This window comes from Rhizobium sp. TH2, from assembly GCF_024707525.1.
Classification (GTDB): Bacteria; Pseudomonadota; Alphaproteobacteria; order Rhizobiales; family Rhizobiaceae; genus Rhizobium_E.
On the sequence record NZ_CP062231.1, the window covers coordinates 1,644,989 to 1,664,896 of the forward strand.

Below are 19,908 nucleotides of genomic sequence, written 5' to 3' on the forward strand. Positions count from 1 at the left end.
GTTTCCCAAATATCCAAGAGGAATACATGAGCGTGTCCGATCAGAATAAGCCGGCAGAGAAGAATGCCCTGTGGGAAACCATCGTCGTCCTGTTTCAGGCCTTTCTGCTGGCAGCCGTGATCCGCACCGTTCTGCTTCAGCCCTTCACCATTCCCTCCGGCTCGATGATGCCGACGCTGCTGGTGGGCGATTACCTGCTGGTCAACAAGTTCGCCTATGGCTATTCGCGCTATTCGCTGCCGCTCTATAATCCGGATTGGTTCAAGGGCCGTCTGTTCGGCAGCGTGCCGAAGCGCGGCGACGTCATCGTCTTCCGCCTGCCGTCCGACCCGGCGATCGATTACATCAAGCGCATCGTTGGCCTGCCGGGCGACAGGATTCAGGTCAAGGACGGCGTGCTCTTCATCAACGACAAGCCGGTGCCACGCGTCGCCGAGGGCACGTTCTCTTCCGACACCTCGGATACGGCGGGCGTGGGTGTCCAGCACTCCGTCGGTGAATACAAGGACGTGCCGATCTATCGCGAAACGCTCGATAGCGGCGCGACCTACCAGACGCTCGACCTCAATGCGATGTCCGACGGCGACAATACGCCGGTCTTCAACGTGCCGGAAAAGCACTATTTCATGATGGGCGACAACCGTGACAATTCGTCGGACAGCCGCTTCTCGGTCAAGTATGTGCCCGAGGAGAATCTCGTCGGCCGCGCCAGCTTCATCATCTTCTCGCTCGGTAACGAGACCCCCTTCTTCCAGGTCTGGCGATGGCCGTCCAACCTGCGCTACGACCGCTTCTTCAAGGGCATCAGATGAGCCGCGGCAAGGGCCTTTCGGACCCCGAGCGTGAGGCGCTCGAAGGGCTGATCGGCTATGTGTTCGAGGATCGCGAACGGCTGGAGCGGGCGATCACGCACTCCTCTGCCCGCGTCGCCAAATCAGGCAATTACGAGCGGCTGGAATTCCTCGGCGACCGGGTGCTCGGCCTCTGCGTCGCCGAACTTCTGTTCACCACATTCCGCAATGCGGGCGAGGGGGAGCTCTCGGTCCGCCTCAACCAACTCGTCTCCGCCGATAGCTGCGCCGAAGTCGCCGACCAGCTCGAACTCCATCGTTTCGTCCGCACCGGTGCGGATTTGAAAAAGATCACCGGTCAGCGTATGAAGAATGTACGCGCCGACGTGGTGGAAAGCCTGATCGCGGCAATCTATCTCGATGGCGGACTGGAAGCCTCTCGCGCTTTCGTTCTTCGCAACTGGTCGGCACGGGCGACAGCATCGACACCGATGCGCCGCGACGCCAAGACGGAATTGCAGGAATGGGCGCACCAGAAGTTCGGGTTCGCGCCAAGCTATCGCATCGAAGACCGCAGCGGGCCGGATCACGCGCCGGAGTTCACCGTCGTGGTCGAGGTATCGGGGATCGCGCCCGAGAGCGGCACCGACCGCTCGAAGCGGGCCGCCGAACAGGTCGCCGCGGAAAGAATGCTGTTGCGCGAAGGCGTCTGGACAATCCAGGCCCCGGTCACGCGCTAGGATTGATGGATACTTCTATGAATGAGACTCCCGAGGTCGTGGAAAACGCTCCCACCCGTTCCGGTTTCGTGGCGCTGATCGGCGCCACCAATGCCGGCAAGTCGACGCTGGTCAACCGGCTGGTCGGCGCCAAGGTGTCGATCGTGTCCCACAAGGTGCAGACGACGCGCGCCATCATTCGCGGCATCGCGATCGAGGACCGGACGCAGATCGTGTTCATGGACACGCCAGGTATCTTCAAGCCGCGCCGCAGGCTCGACCGCGCCATGGTCACCACCGCCTGGGGCGGGGCGAAGGACGCCGACATCATCGCGCTCTTGATCGACAGCGAGCGCGGCATCAAAGGCGACGCGGAGAAAATCCTCGAGGCGCTGAAAGACGTCAGGCAACCGAAGATCCTGATCCTCAACAAGATCGACACGGTTCCGCACGAGATGCTGCTGGCGCTCACCGCCGCTGCCAACCAGTATGTCAATTTCGACGCGACCTTCATGATCTCGGCGCTGAAAGGCCCAGGCTGCGACGACCTGATGAAATATCTCGCAGCGACCCTTCCAGAAGGTCCCTGGTACTATCCCGAGGACCAGATCTCCGATCTTCCGATGCGCCAGCTCGCGGCCGAGATCACCCGCGAGAAGCTGTTCTTACGACTGCATCAGGAGCTGCCCTACGCCTCCCACGTCGAGACCGAGAAGTGGGAAGAGATGAAGAACGGCTCGGTACGGATTGAGCAGGTCATCTATGTCGAACGCGACAGCCAGAAGAAGATCGCGCTCGGCAAGAACGGCGACGCCATCAAGGCAATCTCCATGGCCGCCCGCAAGGAAATCTCCGAGATACTCGAACAGCCGGTGCACCTCTTCCTGTTCGTCAAAGTGCGCGAAAACTGGGGCGACGACCCCGAACGCTTCCGTGAGATGGGGCTTGATTACAGCCAGTAGCAGGTTTTATTTCCTGCGGACTCCCGGATTATGCTTGTGCCGCGCAGCTGATTTGCTATTTTGAAACAAAAAGAGAACTTCGACATGTCGGACAATCCCGATGGTTTCGAGGATCATCCCCAGATGCCGCTTTCGACCGATGACGAGGAAGACAATGTCATCGACGAAAGCATCTTCGGCCCGCAGAAGACGCTGACTGCGGAGGAGCAGGCGGAATATGATGCCTGGCTGCGCAATTGCATCTCGCCGACAACCGCTACATCGCAGGCGAACATTTCACCGAGGCCGATATCCGCGCCTTCGTGACGCTGATCCGTTTCGATGCGGCCTATAACGGCGCCTTCAAATGCAACATCCGCAAGCTCGCGGATTACCCCAATCTCTCCGGCTATGTCAGGGAAATCCATCAGTGGCGAGGGATCGCGGAGACCGTCCGGATTGATCAGATCAAGCGCGGCTATTACGGCATCGGCCATATCAATCCGACGAAGATCGTGCCGAAGGGGCCGGACCTTGACTTCGACAGCCCGCATGGTCGCGAACATCTCGCCGGCAAGGGCGTGTTCACAAGGGCATAGGCTCAAGCGGCGTTTTGCGCCGCCTTCTTTCGGCTCGCGAGATCATGCAGGAAACGCGTCAGGGGTTTCTCGATCATCCAGTGAATGAGAAGCCCGATCGCCGTCACGACGAGGAAACCGATGAGTGCGGTCACTTCCGCCGCCCCTGCGACATAGCCCGCCGCTACGAACTTCCTGAGAACGAACCCGGCGAGTGGAAAGAGGAAGATCAGGTGGAAGAGGTAGATGGAATATGAGCCGTCGCCGACATGGATCCACCACTTCGGCCATGTGATCCTCGAGTCGAGGTTGAGCACGCCGACGAAGATCAACAGGCTCGGAATGCCGCGATAGAGCACCCGGAAATAGCCTTCATTGGGCAGCCAGGCGAAGGCGAAGAGCAGGGTGAGACCGGCGAGGATCGCGACACTTGGCGGCACGGCTACCAGCCGACCTGCCATGAAGAGTTTCGCCGCCAGCGCTCCAAGCAGGAATTCGAAAAGGATCGGATTGCCGAGGAACGCATGGGCCACGGTCTCCTGCGGAAGCGCTGTGCCGGCGAGGAATAGCCCGGCCAGAATCGCAGCAATGACCGGCACCAGCGCCCTGCGGCCGACGGCCAGTGCCAACGCAAAGACCAGGTAAAAGAACACTTCGTAATTCAGCGTCCAACCGACGCCGAGGATTGGCTGCAACAGCCCATAGGCGTCGAAGGACGGCACGAAGAAGAAGCTCAGCAGTCGAAGCGGCGTGGCATTGAAAGGCAGTTCACGGCCTTCCATCAGCCGGATGGCGATGTTGAGGCCCAGGTAGAGAGCCGTCGCGATGACGTACATCGGCCAGATGCGGATGGCACGCTGCAGAACGAAATTTCCGGTCGACCGCCGTCCTTCGACGTAAGGCTTCGAGATGTAGACCATCAGGAAACCGCTGAGGATGAAGAACAGATCAACGCCCACGGCGCCGAGTTCGATCATTGCGTGGCTGCGCAGCAGGAGAGGCTCGGGCAGGTTGAGGCCGGTGTCGGCATTGACGGTGACCGACCGCATGGCGTGATGGGCGACGACCGCGAGTGCCGCGAAGGCCCGGAGCGATTGCAGCGAAGGGATTGGGGCGCCCGTCACGACCGGCTGGCTCCTTGCTTCGTTCTTCATGGGCTGAGTATGCGCATGTCTCTCATGAGCAAGTCAACATGTTGCGACGCAAAAATATTTCTGATGCATTGCGTTATTTTCGTTTCATCGCCTCGGCCAATGCCGCCCCGAACGCACCCTGGCTCGGCGCCTGCGGCTTGGTCTGCATTTGCTTCGGTGCCGGTGCCGAATTCCTGCTCCGATCCTCGCGCGGCTCCCGTGGCCCGCTCGCCTGCTTCTTCATCGACAGCGCGATGCGCTTGCGCTTGGGATCGACTTCGACCACGCGGACCTGGACGATATCGCCGGCTTTGACGATTTCATGCGGGTCCTTGATGAACTTATCGGCGAGTTCGGAGACGTGGACGAGGCCATCCTGGTGCACGCCGATATCGACGAAGGCGCCGAAGGCCGCGACATTGGTGACGGTGCCTTCGAGCATCATGCCGGGGCGGAGATCGGAGATCTCGTTGACGCCCTCGGCGAACGTCGCGGTCTTGAATTCCGGGCGCGGGTCGCGGCCGGGCTTTTCCAGCTCCGATATGATGTCCTTGACCGTCGGCAGTCCGAACTTCTCGTCGATGAACTGGCGCGGATCGACGTTTTTCAGCGCCGAGCCGTCGCTCATCAGGCTGCGCAGGTCGCGGCCGCAGGCGGCAATGATCTTGCGCGCCACGCCATAGGCTTCCGGGTGCACAGAGGAGGCGTCGAGCGGCTCCTTGCCGCCTGAGATGCGCAGGAAGCCCGCGCACTGTTCGAACGTGCGGGCGCCGAGGCGCGGCACTTTCATCAGGTCCTTGCGCGACTGGAATGGGCCGTTCTCGTTGCGGAAGGCGACGATCGCCTCGGCGGTCGAGCCGCCCAGGCCCGAGACGCGCGACAGCAGCGGCGCGGACGCCGTGTTGAGATCGACGCCGACGGCATTCACCGCATCTTCCACCACGCCATCAAGCGAGCGGCCGAGCTTGCCTTGGTCGACATCGTGCTGGTACTGGCCGACGCCGATCGATTTCGGCTCGATCTTGACCAGTTCGGCGAGCGGATCCTGCAGGCGCCGTGCGATGGACACCGCGCCGCGCAGCGAGACGTCGAGCTTGGGGAATTCCAGTGCCGCCAGTTCCGAGGCCGAATAGACCGAGGCGCCGGCTTCGGAGACGATGACCTTGGTGGGTTTATTGCCCGGCAGCTTGGCGATCAGGTCGGCCGCGAGCTTTTCGGTCTCGCGGCTGGCCGTGCCGTTGCCGATGGCGATCAGCTCGACATTGTGCTTGCGGATCAGCGACGCGATTTCGGTCTGCGCGCCGATCACGTCGTTCCTCGGCTGGAAGGGATAGACGGTCGCGGTGTCGAGCAGCTTGCCCGTGGCATCGACAACGGCGACCTTGACGCCGGTGCGAATGCCGGGATCGAGCCCGATGGCCGTACGGGTGCCGGCGGGGGCGGCGAGCAGCAAGTCCTTGAGATTGCGGGCGAAGACGCGGATCGCCTCTTCCTCGGAACGTTCCTTCATCTCGCGGATCAGGTCGAGCGAGAGCGACGGCGAAAGCTTCACCCGCCATGTCCAGCCAGCCACCTCGCGCAGCCAGAGATCACTGGGCCCATTGGTGCGGGTTTCGAGCGCGGCGGCCACGATGTTCTCGGCTGGCTTGACGGGGGAGGTGTCGCCGGCATCGACCTCGATGGTCACCGACAGCACTTCCTCGTTCCAGCCGCGCAGCATGGCGAGCGCCCGGTGGCTCGGCACCTTCGACCAGGTTTCGCGATGGTCGAAATAATCGGAGAATTTTTCCGCGTTGTCCTTCTTGGCATCCGCGACCTTGGCGACCAGCTGGGCTTGCCGATGCATGTGGTCGCGCAGGCGCCCGAGCAGGACGGCGTTTTCCGACAGGTCCTCGGCGATGATGTCGCGGGCGCCTTCGAGCGCCATCTTCACGTCGATCACCTCTTCCTTGACGAAGGCTCCCGCGAGGGTCTGGGGGTTGGCGGCGCGATTGGCGAGGATGGCGTCGGACAGCGCCTGCAGGCCGCGCTCGCGGGCGATCTGGGCGCGGGTGCGGCGCTTGGGCTTGTAGGGCAGGTAGATGTCCTCGAGCGTCGATTTCGTCTCGGCACTGACAATCTGGCGCCTGAGCTCGTCGGTCATCTTGCCCTGGCTCTCGATCGAATCGAGGATCGTGTCGCGCCGGGATTTCATCTCACGCAGATAGACCAGCCGTTCTGCGAGATTGCGCAACTGCGTGTCATCGAGCCCGCCGGTGACCTCCTTGCGGTAGCGCGCGATGAACGGCACGGTCGCGCCCTCGTCGATCAGCCCGACCGCTGCCACGACCTGTTCGGCGCGCGCATTGATCTCGGCGGCGATGGTGGCGGACAGGCGTCTGATATCTGCGGGCATCTGGGTGTTCCTGATTTCTGTAGGTCGGCGGAAGATAGTCATGCGCGGCGAAAAGGGAAGGGCGGGGCGGGGATTTGCACAGGTGGGGGTGGGTTAGCTTTCACCCCTCACCAACTTCGACCAAGGGCTCGCAAGCTCGCCCGGTCTGCGTATCCTCTCCCACAAGGGGAGAGGTAAAGCCCGCTGCACCGCCTTATCCACATGCAAAAGCCGAGAGCGCGGCACCCTACCTCTCCCCTTGCGGGAGAGGATACGAAGGCCGCGAGAGGCGTAGCCGATCGCCTGGCCGAAGTTGGTGAGAGGTAAATGCAACGGTACATAAATTCGCTTCCCTATCCTTGAACACACCTCCGCATTCACGCGAGCGTTTCCGCCCCGTGGTATGACCATGCACGTCTCCCGATCCTCTTGCTTGGCATGAAGGATCGGCCGGGGCACGTCTCCGTGCCGAGTTATATGACCGCTTTCGCGGCCGTTAAGACACGTTGCCGTGCCCCGTCAAACGGTGTCTCCATCCCCGAACTCGCCAGCACTGCCCCCGTTGTCCCGCAGCCTTTGAGGAGCCGTGGGCAACGATCATGTGTGCGCTACAGCGCACGTCCGGGGCGAAACTCAGCCTTTCGGCTGCCGTCCCCAGAGGACTGGCCCTTCTCGCGGACGCCCTGCATGGAGACTTACGTCGCTTCTCCACACCGGTCACCGGTCCCGCCTCGCCCTGACGCCTCAAGGTGTAGCCGATGCGGAACGGGACGGAGTATGGCATGGGCCCAAGAAAAATGAAAGGATTATTTTCCTATTTCGGCGATTGGGCCTATGATCGCGATAGGGATGCAAGCGAGGGACCGATTGCCGCACTTGCCGATCGCCCTCAGCAATTCAACCAACGATTCGTGGATAATACCCGCCTAGGGTCGCAATGCGTCGCCGGCGTGCTGGTCGGCATAGGACCCTGCCAGCCCACGACATGGCTTAGTTGACAAATGGCGGACTGCCCGTAATTTGGTTGCGCGCCCTTTGAGACTACCACCGGTTTTCGGAGATGATGACCATGTTGGTGCCCTGCATACGCGTTTGGCCAAGTGCATGAGACGGTTTCTGCTCACCGGTATTGCCCTCTGCTTTTCGGCGCTGGCGGCCGGCGCTGCAACGCTGGAGGCGGTAACCGAACTTGGAACCGTGCGTATCGGCTACATCGGCGGCCAAGCACCTTTCGCTTCCAGTGAGCCGGGTGCCAATCCAGTGGGATATGCCGTCGACCTGTGTGACAAGGTCGCCGACGAGATCGAGCATTACGTCCCGGAGCTGAAGCGGGAATATGTCGAGCTGAAGCTCGCAGACGGCTTCGATGCCGTGAAGAATGGAAAAGTAGACCTTCTTTGCGGTGCTATCACCGTCAATTTGGAAAGGAGGGAAATTGTCGATTTCTCACAGCCGATCTTCCTGACAGGCGCGACCGCGCTGCTCCGCAAGGATTCGCCCAGCTACCTTCAGCCTCTTTTTCTCGACGAGCCGGCTGTCCGCGTCGTGAACCAGCGGATAGCTTCCAAGCGCGTCATCGGCGTGCGCGCAAACACCACGACTGACGCGACGCTACGTCAGGCGCTGGCACTGGAGGAGTCGAAGATGAAGATCGCCGATTTCGAGACGCATGAGGAGGGTCTTGCGGCGCTGGAGGATTACAAAATCGATGCCTATTTCGCCGACAGGGCGCTGCTGATCAGTTTGGCCATGCGCGCCCGCGATCCGTCCTCGCTCGAAGTCGGCGATCGCCTGTTTTCGCATGAACCCTATGCCATTGCCGTGCGACGCAACGACGCCGAATTCCGCCTGGTGGTAGATCGTGCGCTGACGGGTTTCTACCAGTCCGACGATTTTCTGCCGCTACTCACGACGTATTTCGGATCCGAGGCGCCGATGCTACACACGCAAGTCATAATGGAGCATGTGCCGTAGGGTGAAGGAGAAAGCCGAGCTTCACGGCTTCCTTGCCGAGATCAACTGGCTGCCGGGTGGCATGGTATCGAACGTGATTTCGCCAAAGCCTGCCTCGGACAGCCAGCGAGAATATTCGCTGCGGGTATAGGATGCGCCATCGGCATAGAGGTTCATGAAGGTCAGGTTGTAGAAGACGGCTTCCAGCGGAGATACCCGGTCATCGTTGAGAATGCCGACCCCACTGATGATCAGCCTGCCGCCCGAATTCAGGCTCGCATGTGCATTGCGGATCGCCGCTGCCGCATCCCCGGGCGACAAGACCTGGATGACCGCCTTGAGAACGGCGAGATCGTGCGTCGTCGCCGAAGGTGCCTGGACGATGTCACCGATTTCGAATTCCATTCCGTCGGCCAGCGGCTCACCTGCGAGAAGCTCCTTCGCAATGGCGATGCTCGATGCCAATTCCAAGAGCGTCGATCGCAGGCCCGGTTTTGTTTCGCCGAGGCCGATCAGCACATGGCCTGCTCCGCCGCCGATATCGATGACGGAATTCACCGCGCGAAGGTCGATCATCTCAGAAAGTCCCCGGCCGAAAGCCAGTGCATATGGCGCGGTACTGCGGAAGAATGCCAGCGACGACCCGGGATCGGCAGAGGCGAAGTCGTGCTTTCCAGCTGGCTGGCCCTGCCTGATCGACGTCGCCGTCAATAGATCGGCATGCCAGAGTTGGTCGAGAAGTTGGTGCTCGTCGCCGATATAATCAGGTCTTCCACGCACGAGGTAGGCTGCTGCCTCCTCGCCGTTGCGGAAGCCATCGTCGCAAATTTCCAGAAGCCCCGTCGCGATCAAGGCATAGAGCAGGCGCTCGACACGCCGTGGCTCGACGTCGAGTCGTTCGGCGACTTCGACCGTGGAAAGCGTGGCGTCGCCAAGCACGGTGAACACCCCCAGCATCACGCCGGCATGAAGTGCGAATGCCGGCGCAACGGACGCCTGAAGCGACTGGATGCGCTTTGGTTGCGGATGCGCGCTCTCGAAAGTCATCATGATTGCTCAGCGGTCCAGCCAGGCGGCGAGGCCGTCCAGCGTCTGCAGCCCGTATTCCACCGCACCGAAGCCGATGACGAACTGGCGCCGCTTGGCGCTGGGGTGGAGCTGGCGCATGGTCAGCACCGTCTTGCCGTCGGCCTGTTCATCGAATGTCACGGTGACGCGAAAGCGGTCGGGGTCGTCAGGCTCGGGCGTGCCATAGTCCATGACGATGCGCTCGTTCGGCACGATCTCCAGAAAGCGCATGAGGTTGGCGAAGCGCTGCTCCTTGCCCTCGAACACGCCCACCATGTCGAACCGCCAGACGCCACCCTCGCGGATGTCGGCATCGTGGCTTTCGATCTCAAGGCCCGTCGGACCATACCATTCCGCGAGCGCCTTGGGGTCCATCCAGGCGGCAAAGACCTTGGCGCGCGGGTGATTCAACACCTTGACCAGCACGATTTCGCGGTCGAGCGACCAGGTCTCAAACAGGTTTGCCATATCAGTCAACGTCCTCTTCCGTCTTGTCCAGGTAGACTTCCAGGCGATCCAGCCGTTGGGCCCAGCGCAGCCGTTCCGCCGCCATCCAGTCCGCCGCCTCGTCGAAGCGCGCCTGCACCAGCCTGCACCAGCGGCTGCGTCCGCGCTTCTCGCTTGATATCAGCCCGCAATCCTCCAGCACCTTGAGATGCTGGGCAAAGGAAGGGAGCGCCATGTCGAAGGGCTCGGCCAGGGCGCTGACCGGCACCTCGCCATCGGCCAGCCGCGACAGCACCGCGCGGCGGGTCGGATCGCTGAGGGCGTGAAAGGCGAGATCGAGAGGGGTCGAATGATAAGGCATGTGACGTGTTAAGACGCGATCGGGTGCTGGTCAAGAATAAAAAGGTACTTGCCTTAGTGATTGGCTCTAGATATGAAGGCACATGCCTTAGTATCTAATCTGCGCGATATCGGGGCGGTTACGCAACCCACGCACAAGGAGGACTCCAGTGGTAGTTCGTGTCGATCTCATGATCTCGCTCGATGGTTTCGCGACAACGACGGACCAGACGCCCGAAAACCCATTCGGCGACGATTGGGGGCGCCTCGTCGGCGCTTATGCCGCGACCCGGACATTCCGCGAGCGCGTGTTCAAGGATACCAGCGGGGCTGGAACCACCGGCATGGACGACGACTATGCGAAGGCCTATTTCGAGAATATTGGCGCCGAGATCATGGGCGCCGGCATGTTCGGGCTTCATAACTTCCCCGACGATCCGGGCTGGCGTGGCTGGTGGGGCGACGAGCCGCCGTTCCGGTGTCCGGTCTTCGTCCTCACCCACAAGCAACGGCCCTCGATCGAGATGGCCGGGAGCACGACTTTCCATTTCCTCAGCGCTACGCCTGAAGATGCGCTCCAGCGCGCTGTCAGTGTGGCTGGCGGCAAGGATATCAGGGTTGGTGGCGGTCCGACCGTCGTTCGCGAGTTCCTCAAGGCGGGCCTTGTCGATCGCCTTCATGTTGCGATCACTCCGATCCTGCTGGGGCGCGGGATCAACCTTTGGGACGATCTGCGCGGCCTGGAAGCCGGCTACGCGGTCAAGTCGGAAACAGCGGAGAGCGGCATCATCCACCTGACCTTCCGACGCTAGGCGTTCGCCTTACTCACCCGCGCGCCCTCAATCACCCACCCGGCGCAGCCGTGAAAACCGCCAACTGCGCCTCGAACGCCCGCTTGTACGCCGGCCGTTCCCTGGCGCGCTCAGTATAGGCGGAAAGTTTCGGATATTCCGGCAGTATGCCCGAACTCTCCAGCCGGCGCAGCACATGCACCATCATGATGTCGGCCGCGCTGAAGGCGCCGTCGAGCCAGTCGGCGTCGCCAAGGCGGGCGGAGAGTTGGTCCAGCCGTGTGCGGATGCGCTTGTCGATCATCGCGAGGTGCTCCTCGTACCAGGGCTTGTCGCCCTCCGTGAACCGCGCGATTTCGCGATCGACGATCGGCGGCTCCATTGTGCTGACGGCGGCGAACATCCACGTGATCGCGCGGGCCCGGGCATTGGCATCATCTGGCAGCAGACCCGGATAGTGCTCGGCGATATGGAGCAGGATGGCGCCGGATTCGAATAGGGCGAGATCGCCTTCCTCATAGGTGGGGATCTGTCCGAAAGGTTGCAGCGCAAGATGGGCGGGCTGCTTCATCGTCTTGAACGACACGAGGCGGACATTGTAGGGCTGCCCCACTTCCTCGAGCGCCCAGCGCACGCGCATGTCGCGCGCCAGCCCCCTGCCGCGATCCGGCGAGCTTTCAAAGGCGGTGATTGTCATCGTCATCGTCGTTCTCCATGGCTTTCGTGTCGAAGACGATGAGCCAAGCGAAGTTCCGACAATCCTCCTACAACAAAAATCACCCTTCGTCAGATTGCCTCGGATGGCCCATCCCTTCACCCCGTAAACCAATACCGCGTGATGTGAAAAAACAGCGGCGCGGCAAACGTAATCGAATCCAGCCGATCGAGAACGCCGCCATGGCCTTCGATCACATAGCCCCAGTCCTTGGCCTTAAGGTCGCGCTTGATGGCCGACAGCACGAAACCTCCGAAGAAGCCTGCAACGACGATGACGGTGCTGACACCAGCGGCCTGCAGTGGCGAGAACGGCGTGAGCGGATAAAGCAGCGTTCCGATCAGCACGGCGGATGCGCCGCCGCCGACCAGGCCTTCGACCGCTTTCGACGGGCTGATATTGGGCGAGAAGCGCCGCTTGCCCAGAAGCTTGCCCCACACATACTGAAAGACATCGCTAAGCTGGACGACGATGACCAAGTAGACAAGGAGCAGCGACGACGGCGTGCCTGTGTCGAGCATCATCAGGGCCGGCGCATGGCTGATCGCATAGACCGTCAGCATCAATCCCCATTGCACCTTGGCACTGCGCGCCAGGAATTCGCTTGTGTCGCCGGCAATCGTCGCCACGGCAGGCAGGATAAGGAAGGCATAGACGGGGATGAAGATCGAGAAGAGGCCATACCATTCGGTCCCGACCAGGATGTAATGGATCGGCAGCACGATGAAGAACGACAAGAAAAGCGCCAGATGATCGCCACGTTTCGACGGCGTCAGTGTCCAGAATTCCCGTAGCGCCATGAATGAGAGCAGCGCGAAGAGCACCGTCGTGACCGTGCTGCCGAGCAGCACCGCGCCGCCGAAAATCACCACCATGATCCACCAGGAGCGAATGCGGGCATTGAGGTTCTCGACCGTCGCGATCGCTTTCGCATCCTTGGCACGGTACTGCAGCACGGTGCCGATCAGTGTCGCGGCTGTCAGCAGGATGAGGATGCTGCCGAGCACATAGGTGAAAGTGGCGGTCATTGGCTTGCACTTCCGTTGCCGAGCGCGACGACGGCCTCGCGGGCGCGATCGAGAAAGGCCGCCTTTTCCTCGCCCGGCATCAGCCGCATGGGCGTGCCGAAGCGTGCGGTGCAGGTGATCGGTACGATGAGCCAGCTGCCCTTGGGCAGAATACGGCTGAGATTGTCGAGATAGATCGGGATGAGATCGACATCAGGAAAACGGCGCGCCAGATGAAACAGGCCGCTGCGGAACGTCACGACCTCGCCGGTACTGCTTCGCGTGCCCTCGGGGAAAATCAGGATCGAGCGGCCGTCCTCGAGCACCCGCGCCAGCGGCCCAAGCGGATCGCTGTGAACCCGCGGCTTGCGATCGACCAGTACGGCACGCAGGCATTTCTCGGCGATGAACTTTCTGAAACTGGTCGTGCCCCAATAGTCGCTCGCGGCAATCGGATGCGTCAGGCGGCGTACCGGCCAGGGCAGGGCGGCCATCACCGCCACGGTGTCGAAATGGCTGCCGTGGTTGGCGAAATAGATGCGGCGGCGGGTATCGGGCGCGCAACCGCGCCAGTCGCTGCGTGCTCCGACGAGGATGCGGACGAGGAGAACGAGCAGGCGGCGGACCAGCGCGATCATGCTGCCTCCAGCGCCCGGGCAATCGCCCGTGTGCGGGTGATGCAGGTCACGAGGCTGCCAAGCGCGATGACGGACGCAGCTGTCACGAGCGACCAATGGCTGCCGAAGAGCGGCCATTCCACGGCCTGGGCGACAAGGCCGGCGGTCAGCGCTGCCATGCGGCGTTGCTTGGCCATGATGCCGCTGAAATCCTGCGCCAGGCCCACGGACCCGCCGAACACCCTGACATAGGCGGTGAGCGCCGCGAGCAGGGCGCAGAGCCAGCCAAGCCAGGGAAGACCAGCGGCATAGCCGAGAGGAATGAGAAGCAGGCTGTCGGCGATCCGGTCGGGAAATTCATTATAGAGCGCGCCAGTCGCGGTTTTCTTGCCGCCCTCGATCGCCACCATCCCGTCGAGCAGATTGCAGACGAGGCGAAGCTGAACACAGGCCGCAGCAGTCAGCCATCCAAGCGGATGGGCGCAGAACATGATCAGCGCGCCGCCGAACCCGGCGAACACGACGGATGCCACTGAAATCGAGTTCGGCGTCACGCCGGCCCGGCCAAGAAACCGGGCGGTGCCGATCGCCCAGAATGACGACCGGCTGGCGATCGGACGGCGTGCGCCGTCGTCTCCTGTAGTGTTCATGTGTTTTGTCTGAGCGGCCTGGGCCGCGCGCCCCATATTCCTGGATTGAACAGGGGAACGTGCGGAACGGGCCGCTTATTCGAGAGGACGCCCGAGGACCGTAAGGTTCACGCCGCCATCTGGTGGCGGCCCTCGAATTCGGCGCCGAACATGCCGGCGTAATAATCGAGTTCATCGCCGCCGCGTCCGAGCGCGGTGATGATGGTGCGCATGAAGCTGATCGGCGCCATGCCCGAGGCGGTGACGATGCGGCCACATTTCAGCGCCGCCGCCGAGGCGACGAAGTAGGACTGGCCGTTGTAGCCCGCGACATCGGCGAGGGTACGGGAATCGTTGCTGGTATGCGGGATGGCGTCGATGAGACCCGAGCCCGCGAGCGCTTTGGTGCCGCCGCAGATCGCGCCGATCAGCTTGCCATCGCGATGGGCGGCATTGAGAAAGCCCGAGAGGTCGGGGGCACCGACCGTGCCCCAGACGGAGCCGCCAATCACGATGAATGCATCGATGGACGTGAGATCGATTTCGTCGATCGCCATGTCGGGCATCACCTTCAAGCCACCCATCGAGGTGACCGGCTTGCCTTCAGGCGTTGCGGTGACGACTTCGATGTCGGAATAGCCGCGTGCCGCGGCCGCCAGCGGGCCGAATTCCCAATCAGCATAGTTGTCGGTGAGTATCGCGAGCATCCGGGTCATGGCGTCCTCCATCTGATGTTGATGGGAACACCATAATGCATGATACTGCCAGTTTATGGCAGCATAAAATAGCACCTCGATTAAAAGGTTACATGGGTCGTGTAGCCGACATCCGGCTCGCTGTCGGTGAGGTTGGCCTTGGCGATTTCCCAGCCGAATTTCAGCGTCGAGGACGTGCTGGCCCAGATCGCGGCGGTGGACGGGGTGAACTTCAGCATGGTGAGCTCGGGGTCGGTCTTGCCCTGCGGATACCACGCCTCGGTGATCGACGACCAGAAACGCTCGACGTGCTCGGGCGAGTGGATGGTCTGCAGCGTGCCGTCGAGGCAGGCATACCAGTCGTTGTCGCCGACCACGCACATATGGACATGACCGCCATTGACGGCGGCGCGCGCGATATCGGCACTGACGCGGGTGTAGAACCAGACGGCGTTTTCCGCGCGCGCGGTCTGCGGCGCCATCGGCTGCATATGCTGCTTGTGGTCGGGGCTGCCCAGCATCACGGCATGGACCTTGTCCAGCTTGTCCCAGATCTGGCCGATCGGATCGGCCTTGGCGTCGGCAATATTGCTCATCGGTGTCTCCTTGGGTCGGGTCGAAGAAACCCGTTTTCGCGGCGCTTTGTTCCCGCGCGCGGACGCCATTCCCTGTGCGAGGCTGACCCTGTCCATCAACAATCCATGCTGACGCTGCGAGAAATCGCACTTTCGGGGCCATTAGAAAACTGTCACATTAATGTCATGGATTCGCGGTCGTGCCGCGGGGGAATTGCGTGAGTGGAATGCTGCTGAAGAACGGGGACTTCGTGGCGTGCGTGTATCGGGGACTGGCGGACGATTTCGCGGGCGCTCGCGCGCTCGCCATCGCTGCCAAGGTCATCAAGTCGGCGCGCAAGAAATTCTCGCAATTCACGCTCAAGATCTTCGACCGGGAAATTTCCGCCTGGGATTATTTCTGCTATTCGCAGCATATCGGCGCGCAGGCGGGCGCCGACAAATTCATTTCCGACTTCATCCGTGTGTCCCTAATCAAGCGGCTCGAAGCCGTGCCGCCGGTTGAGCTGAACCTGCTGGCGATCGCGACGGTCCGGTTCGACGAAATCGACGAGACGACCGAACTCAACATGGGCAAGGTCTTCCAGCATGTGCATGAGGAAATCCTCCGCATCGCCGCCGAGCATGGGCAAACCATCGTCTCTGGCGGGCTCTCGGTCACGCGCGGGCTTCAGCCACTACTGGCAGCGGGTTCGAATTCCAGCACGAATGGCGCGTCACCCACATAATCGGCGCCACGGCCGATCGATTTGACCGCCGAGACGAGACGTCCGGAACGAGCGAGATAGGCATCGCCGATCTCGATGAGGCGCGTGTTGGGCGTGGCCTGCGGCGACACGCGGCGGAGGTTTGCCGCGAGTTCGGCATCATCGAGATCGGGATTGGCGGCAAGCGCCGCGATCAGAGCTGCGGCCGGCGAGCGCGACACGCCCATCCAGCAATGGATCAGGAGCGGCGACGTCTGGTCCCAGGCGCGAGCGAAATCCGCGATCTCGGCGACATGGCTTTCCTGGGGGGCGATCAGGCCGTCGCGGCTGGCGAAGTCAATGTCGCTGACCTTGACGTGGAGATGACGGGTGGGATCGATGATGCCGGGGCGATGGAAATTGTGGTCCTCGGCGATCAGCGTGATCATTTCGCGAGCGCCATGGCGGGCGGCCATTTCGCCGATCATCTTGACGGGGGAGACGATTATGCGGGGCATAGTGATGCCTTGCGGGTGAGATCACCCCCCTCTGTCGCTTCGCGACATCTCCCCCTCAAGGGGGGAGATCGGACGCTGGCGTCACCCCCCGCCACATCTCTCAACGTTCGTTGAATGGCGCAGTTAGCGCTCCATCCAATCTCCCCCCTTGAGGGGGAGATGTCCGGCAGGACAGAGGGGGGTGTTCTCGCAAACATGCTCACCGCTTCCCCCGCATCGCCTCGATCTCCGAAAACCGCGCGGCAAACAGCGCCTGCGCTTCCGACGTCGCCATCGGCTGGATCGGGATCATCTCGGCTGTGATGCCGCGGGGCTGGCCGAAGAATTTCTTCGCCTCCGTCTCCGAGAAGCCGGCGAGCCGGGTCGCCTCGAAATAGGCGGATACCGTATCCGCCCTCTTGATCTGGGCTTTCAGCGCTGCCGAGGGATGCGGCGGCAGCGAGAAGCGCAGGTGGATGGCGGCCTCGAGACGTTGTTCGACGGCCTTGTAGCCGCCACCGACCACCGACTTGAACGGCGAGATCATGTCGCCGATCACATATTCCGGCGCATCGTGCAGCAGCGCCATCTGGCAGTGATCGGCGCTGCAATCCGGGTTCTGCAGCCGGAACACCTGCTCGACGACGAGGCTGTGCTGCGCGACGGAGAAGGCGTGGTCGCCATGCGTCTGGCCGTTCCAGCGGGCCACGCGTGCAAGGCCGTGGGCGATATCGGAAAGCTCGACATCCATCGGCGAGGGATCGAGAAGATCGAGCCTGCGGCCCGACAGCATGCGCTGCCACGCACGGGCGCCGATCGCGGCCTTGATGCCGATGACACCCGTCATGATGCAGCTTCGTCCGACATGGCGGGGAATTCGACACCGCTCCAGGCGGGTAGGGCAAGTGTGACTGCAACATCGCCAGCAGAGATCGATGTGCCGCTCACCATCGCATCGCCGGCCTTGTCGATGCGGACCACCGCGAGGCCTGTATTGCCCTCGACGGTCCTGAGCGTGCCGATATCCTTGCCGCCGGCGAGGATCGCAGCGCCCGATGCGGGCAGGGCGCTGTCGGCGCTCACCGTCACGATGCGCCGGCGCGCCGTCGAACGGTGCTGCATGCGGCTGACGACCTCCTGGCCGACATAGCAGCCCTTCTTGAAATTGAGGCCGCCATTTCGGTCGAGCAACAGGTCATGCGGGAAGAAATCCGTCGCGTCGCCATCCTCGGCGCCGCCGGAAATGCCGTGCACGATGCGTAGCGCGGTGTAAGCGGAGACGTCGGTGCCCTGGGCACTGTCGGGCATGCGAAAAAGATCGACGCCCGCCTTGGCGAAGCGCATGTCACGCACCGCGCCCTCCGGCGCTGCCGTATCCCAGAAAGCCGTGGCGGCATTCGCTTCAAGCTTTGCGATCGTGACCTTGGCGCGCAGCCTGTAGAGCGTCAGCCGCTTGGCAAAGGGGTCGCCCGAAGCGGCATCCGTTTCGATCACGAAGCCATCCGCGCTGCGCGCGATCAGGAACTCGAACATGATCTTGCCCTGCGGCGTCAGCAGCGCGCCCGGCCAAGCTTCGCCCGGACCGACCGACGGCAAGTCTGTTGTTATGATGGCTTGCAGGAAATCTTCCGCCTCCGGTCCTGCGACGGCGATGAAGGTGCGGTTTTCGAGCGTGGTCTGGGGCATGGGCGGTGATCCGTTGTCACGCCAGAGGTAGTCGTTCGCCCAGCGCGCGGCAAGGGGGCAGGCTCACCCCATACCCGCTCAATCGCCCGCGACGAAGAATTTCCACTTGCCGTCGGGGCCGATGCCGAGACGATAGAAATTATAGCCGCCGAATTCCTTCATGTCGGTGACGTCGCCTGCCGTCACGATACGGTAGAGTTCGACCACTTCGGGAGGCGTCAGCGTATCGAGGTTCTTCTCGGCGAAATACGGCCAGACATAGGTTTCCTGCGGCGTGCCCTTGTCGACCAGTGCGGCGCTGGTCGAGATGATGTCCAGCAGGATGGCGAGCACTTCGCGGCCATCCTGGTCGCCGGACAGGCTCTTGAGTGCCGCGATCGGGTCTTCCGGCGCATCGCCGACGGAGACCTGGGTCTGGTCTTCGCCGGTGCCGAGCAGGGGGCGAAGGCGCTCGATATCGCCCGAGGCGGCCGCCTCGACCAGCGCCACGCGCATCTTCTTCACCGGTTCGGGAAGGGTGGAAAGGTCCGTGATGATCACGGCAGGGATTTCCGGCTGGTCCTTGCCATCGGCCGTGGTGTCGTCCCCCGGCTTCTTGATCAGCGGATCGGGCATGGGCAGGGTCGTGGCGCCGCCGGTCACGTCATCTTCGGGCACGGGCTCGTCATCGACAGTGTCTGCCGGATCCTTGGGCTGCTCGACCGCGGGCTCTTTCTTGAGCTCGGTCAGGGCAAGGGCGGTATGCGGAGGGGAGGACAAGGCCAAGAACAATGCCGTCGCTGCCAGCGCGACCGGAAGCCTGTGGCGGAGCGAGGAGTAGAACCCCATGCCGGGCATTTCGAAAAATCCTTACTGTATTGTGCGGCTAGGCGAAAATTCACCCGACAGGATGCGCTCCTTGAGCGTCTCAAGCAGCGCCTCGGCGCCAGCCTCGCCCTGAAGGCGCACTGTTTCCTGCATGGCGAAGCAAAGTGCGGCTTCGGCGATGATCTCGGGTTCAATTCCGTCGGCGCGGCCATCGGCCCAGGCCTCGGTCTGATATTCGAGCGCGGCCTGCATCTTTTCATGGACGATCAGGTCGTCGATTTCCTTGAGGCTCGCTTCCATCATTCATCCTTACTCGCGGTGACGGTCAGAACTTACCGGACCGTTAATTTCATTACCAAGGTTTTCTCAATTCGGCACGGAGCGCAATGAAAAGCGGTAAATTATCTCTTAATTTCCGAATCTGGCAGTAATTTCCGTAGCAAGTGTTGCGCCTTCGGCACGGTATTTCTCCTCGGCGGCGATCGCCTGCGGAGTACACTTCACATAAGTGGCCGCAAACGAGCGGTAACCGCGGTTGAAAGCGGCCGTAAAGCGCGCGGCACGCTGCGGTTCACCCTTGGTTTCCTCGGCAAGAAGTGATTCCATCATCTGCCGCCATTCGCTCTCTCCGCCGTTGCAGAGATTGCGAAGATAATGGACCGAGCCCAGGATTTCGGCAAGTCGCATGATCTTGCTATCATAAGGCGCCGGCTTCTCCTCCACGACGGGTGGCGGCTCGGCGGGAGCCTCTTCCTTTTTCTTCTGCTGGGCAAACGAATCGCCTGCGCAAAGCGCAACCAGAAGAGCAACGGGAAGAATGAACTTGAGCATGGTCAGCGGCTTAGCAAAAAGGAATGCTT

General features: G+C 62.1%; 25 protein-coding genes. 8 read left to right on the forward strand and 17 right to left on the reverse strand.

Annotation, left to right across the window (positions count from 1 at the left end; all coding sequences use genetic code 11):
• Positions 1-26: 26 nt before the first annotated feature.
• From lepB to IHQ71_RS08255, 5 genes are all read left to right on the forward strand, one after another.
• Positions 27-812, forward strand: coding sequence for a signal peptidase I (lepB, locus tag IHQ71_RS08235; RefSeq protein ID WP_258161454.1), 786 nt, complete (start codon positions 27-29; stop codon positions 810-812).
• Positions 809-1,531, forward strand: a complete 723-nt coding sequence (gene rnc / locus IHQ71_RS08240) for a ribonuclease III (RefSeq protein WP_258161455.1) — start codon at positions 809-811, stop codon at positions 1,529-1,531. The genes lepB and rnc overlap by 4 nt, the downstream gene beginning before the upstream one ends.
• A gap of 17 nt (positions 1,532-1,548) precedes the next feature.
• A complete protein-coding gene (gene era, locus IHQ71_RS08245) occupies positions 1,549-2,472 on the forward strand; it encodes a GTPase Era (RefSeq protein WP_258161456.1) in 924 nt (307 codons plus the stop codon).
• Between the two features lie 84 nt (positions 2,473-2,556).
• A complete protein-coding gene (locus tag IHQ71_RS08250) occupies positions 2,557-2,778 on the forward strand; it encodes a glycerate kinase (RefSeq protein ID WP_258161457.1) in 222 nt (73 codons plus the stop codon).
• A complete protein-coding gene (locus tag IHQ71_RS08255) occupies positions 2,709-3,050 on the forward strand; it encodes a glutathione S-transferase C-terminal domain-containing protein (RefSeq protein WP_308737930.1) in 342 nt (113 codons plus the stop codon). Before IHQ71_RS08250 ends, IHQ71_RS08255 begins: the two co-directional genes overlap by 70 nt.
• A 2-nt stretch (positions 3,051-3,052) precedes the next feature.
• On the opposite strand, the gene IHQ71_RS08260 is transcribed toward IHQ71_RS08255, so the two are convergent.
• Together IHQ71_RS08260 and IHQ71_RS08265 are read right to left on the reverse strand one after the other, a co-directional pair.
• Positions 3,053-4,183, reverse strand: coding sequence for an acyltransferase (locus IHQ71_RS08260; protein WP_258161458.1), 1,131 nt, complete (start codon positions 4,181-4,183; stop codon positions 3,053-3,055).
• A 73-nt stretch (positions 4,184-4,256) separates the two neighbouring features.
• Positions 4,257-6,557: a Tex family protein gene (locus IHQ71_RS08265; protein WP_258161459.1), complete on the reverse strand. Its 2,301-nt coding sequence runs from the start codon at positions 6,555-6,557 to the stop codon at positions 4,257-4,259.
• Positions 6,558-7,640: 1,083 nt separating this feature from the next.
• Here IHQ71_RS08265 and IHQ71_RS08270 point away from each other — a divergent pair.
• On the forward strand, positions 7,641-8,510 hold the full coding sequence (locus IHQ71_RS08270; protein WP_258162778.1) for an amino acid ABC transporter substrate-binding protein: 870 nt from the start codon (positions 7,641-7,643) through the stop codon (positions 8,508-8,510).
• Positions 8,511-8,531: 21 nt separating this feature from the next.
• Here the strand turns inward: IHQ71_RS08270 and IHQ71_RS08275 are convergent, their stop codons facing one another.
• Genes IHQ71_RS08275 through IHQ71_RS08285 form a run of 3 tightly spaced genes read right to left on the reverse strand, consistent with a single transcriptional unit; the run spans position 8,532 to position 10,365 of the window.
• The gene (locus tag IHQ71_RS08275; RefSeq protein WP_258161460.1) at positions 8,532-9,539 is read right to left on the reverse strand and encodes an acetylserotonin O-methyltransferase; all 1,008 of its coding nucleotides are present in this window, start codon (positions 9,537-9,539) and stop codon (positions 8,532-8,534) included.
• A 6-nt stretch (positions 9,540-9,545) separates the two neighbouring features.
• Positions 9,546-10,025 carry an SRPBCC family protein gene (locus tag IHQ71_RS08280; RefSeq protein ID WP_258161461.1) on the reverse strand — a complete coding sequence of 160 codons (480 nt, stop codon included), beginning with the start codon at positions 10,023-10,025 and terminating at the stop codon, positions 9,546-9,548.
• 1 nt (position 10,026) lies between these two features.
• Positions 10,027-10,365, reverse strand: coding sequence for a helix-turn-helix transcriptional regulator (locus IHQ71_RS08285; RefSeq protein WP_258161462.1), 339 nt, complete (start codon positions 10,363-10,365; stop codon positions 10,027-10,029).
• A 148-nt stretch (positions 10,366-10,513) separates the two neighbouring features.
• Here IHQ71_RS08285 and IHQ71_RS08290 point away from each other — a divergent pair, with 148 nt between their 5' ends.
• Positions 10,514-11,155 carry a dihydrofolate reductase family protein gene (locus IHQ71_RS08290; protein WP_258161463.1) on the forward strand — a complete coding sequence of 214 codons (642 nt, stop codon included), beginning with the start codon at positions 10,514-10,516 and terminating at the stop codon, positions 11,153-11,155.
• A gap of 31 nt (positions 11,156-11,186) precedes the next feature.
• Here the strand turns inward: IHQ71_RS08290 and IHQ71_RS08295 are convergent, their stop codons facing one another.
• The 6 genes from IHQ71_RS08295 to IHQ71_RS08320 form a co-directional block, all read right to left on the reverse strand.
• Positions 11,187-11,837, reverse strand: a complete 651-nt coding sequence (locus IHQ71_RS08295; RefSeq protein WP_258161464.1) for a glutathione S-transferase family protein — start codon at positions 11,835-11,837, stop codon at positions 11,187-11,189.
• Between the two features lie 110 nt (positions 11,838-11,947).
• Positions 11,948-12,877 (reverse strand): phosphatidate cytidylyltransferase, encoded by a 930-nt coding sequence (locus tag IHQ71_RS08300; protein WP_258161465.1) that lies wholly within the window; start codon positions 12,875-12,877, stop codon positions 11,948-11,950.
• On the reverse strand, positions 12,874-13,494 hold the full coding sequence (locus tag IHQ71_RS08305; RefSeq protein WP_258161466.1) for a lysophospholipid acyltransferase family protein: 621 nt from the start codon (positions 13,492-13,494) through the stop codon (positions 12,874-12,876). The genes IHQ71_RS08300 and IHQ71_RS08305 overlap by 4 nt, the downstream gene beginning before the upstream one ends.
• Positions 13,491-14,123 carry a CDP-alcohol phosphatidyltransferase family protein gene (locus tag IHQ71_RS08310; protein WP_258161467.1) on the reverse strand — a complete coding sequence of 211 codons (633 nt, stop codon included), beginning with the start codon at positions 14,121-14,123 and terminating at the stop codon, positions 13,491-13,493. The genes IHQ71_RS08305 and IHQ71_RS08310 overlap by 4 nt, the downstream gene beginning before the upstream one ends.
• Before the next feature lie 107 nt (positions 14,124-14,230).
• On the reverse strand, positions 14,231-14,818 hold the full coding sequence (locus IHQ71_RS08315; protein WP_258161468.1) for a DJ-1/PfpI family protein: 588 nt from the start codon (positions 14,816-14,818) through the stop codon (positions 14,231-14,233).
• Between the two features lie 80 nt (positions 14,819-14,898).
• The gene (locus IHQ71_RS08320) at positions 14,899-15,393 is read right to left on the reverse strand and encodes a pyridoxamine 5'-phosphate oxidase family protein (protein WP_258161469.1); all 495 of its coding nucleotides are present in this window, start codon (positions 15,391-15,393) and stop codon (positions 14,899-14,901) included.
• 197 nt (positions 15,394-15,590) lie between these two features.
• Here IHQ71_RS08320 and IHQ71_RS08325 point away from each other — a divergent pair, with 197 nt between their 5' ends.
• Positions 15,591-16,100, forward strand: a complete 510-nt coding sequence (locus tag IHQ71_RS08325) for a hypothetical protein (RefSeq protein WP_258161470.1) — start codon at positions 15,591-15,593, stop codon at positions 16,098-16,100.
• On the opposite strand, the gene IHQ71_RS08330 is transcribed toward IHQ71_RS08325, so the two are convergent.
• The 6 genes from IHQ71_RS08330 to IHQ71_RS08355 form a co-directional block, all read right to left on the reverse strand.
• A complete protein-coding gene (locus IHQ71_RS08330) occupies positions 16,043-16,576 on the reverse strand; it encodes a tyrosine phosphatase family protein (protein ID WP_258161471.1) in 534 nt (177 codons plus the stop codon). The genes IHQ71_RS08325 and IHQ71_RS08330 overlap by 58 nt on opposite strands.
• Before the next feature lie 199 nt (positions 16,577-16,775).
• Positions 16,776-17,402 (reverse strand): HD family hydrolase, encoded by a 627-nt coding sequence (locus tag IHQ71_RS08335; protein ID WP_258161472.1) that lies wholly within the window; start codon positions 17,400-17,402, stop codon positions 16,776-16,778.
• Positions 17,399-18,241: a folate-binding protein YgfZ gene (locus IHQ71_RS08340; protein WP_258161474.1), complete on the reverse strand. Its 843-nt coding sequence runs from the start codon at positions 18,239-18,241 to the stop codon at positions 17,399-17,401. The genes IHQ71_RS08335 and IHQ71_RS08340 overlap by 4 nt, the downstream gene beginning before the upstream one ends.
• Positions 18,242-18,319: 78 nt before the next feature.
• Positions 18,320-19,078 carry a hypothetical protein gene (locus IHQ71_RS08345; protein WP_258161476.1) on the reverse strand — a complete coding sequence of 253 codons (759 nt, stop codon included), beginning with the start codon at positions 19,076-19,078 and terminating at the stop codon, positions 18,320-18,322.
• Positions 19,079-19,090: 12 nt separating this feature from the next.
• Positions 19,091-19,348 (reverse strand): hypothetical protein, encoded by a 258-nt coding sequence (locus tag IHQ71_RS08350; RefSeq protein WP_258162779.1) that lies wholly within the window; start codon positions 19,346-19,348, stop codon positions 19,091-19,093.
• A 108-nt stretch (positions 19,349-19,456) separates the two neighbouring features.
• Positions 19,457-19,879, reverse strand: coding sequence for a TIGR02301 family protein (locus IHQ71_RS08355; RefSeq protein ID WP_374990011.1), 423 nt, complete (start codon positions 19,877-19,879; stop codon positions 19,457-19,459).
• Positions 19,880-19,908 lie beyond the last annotated feature (29 nt).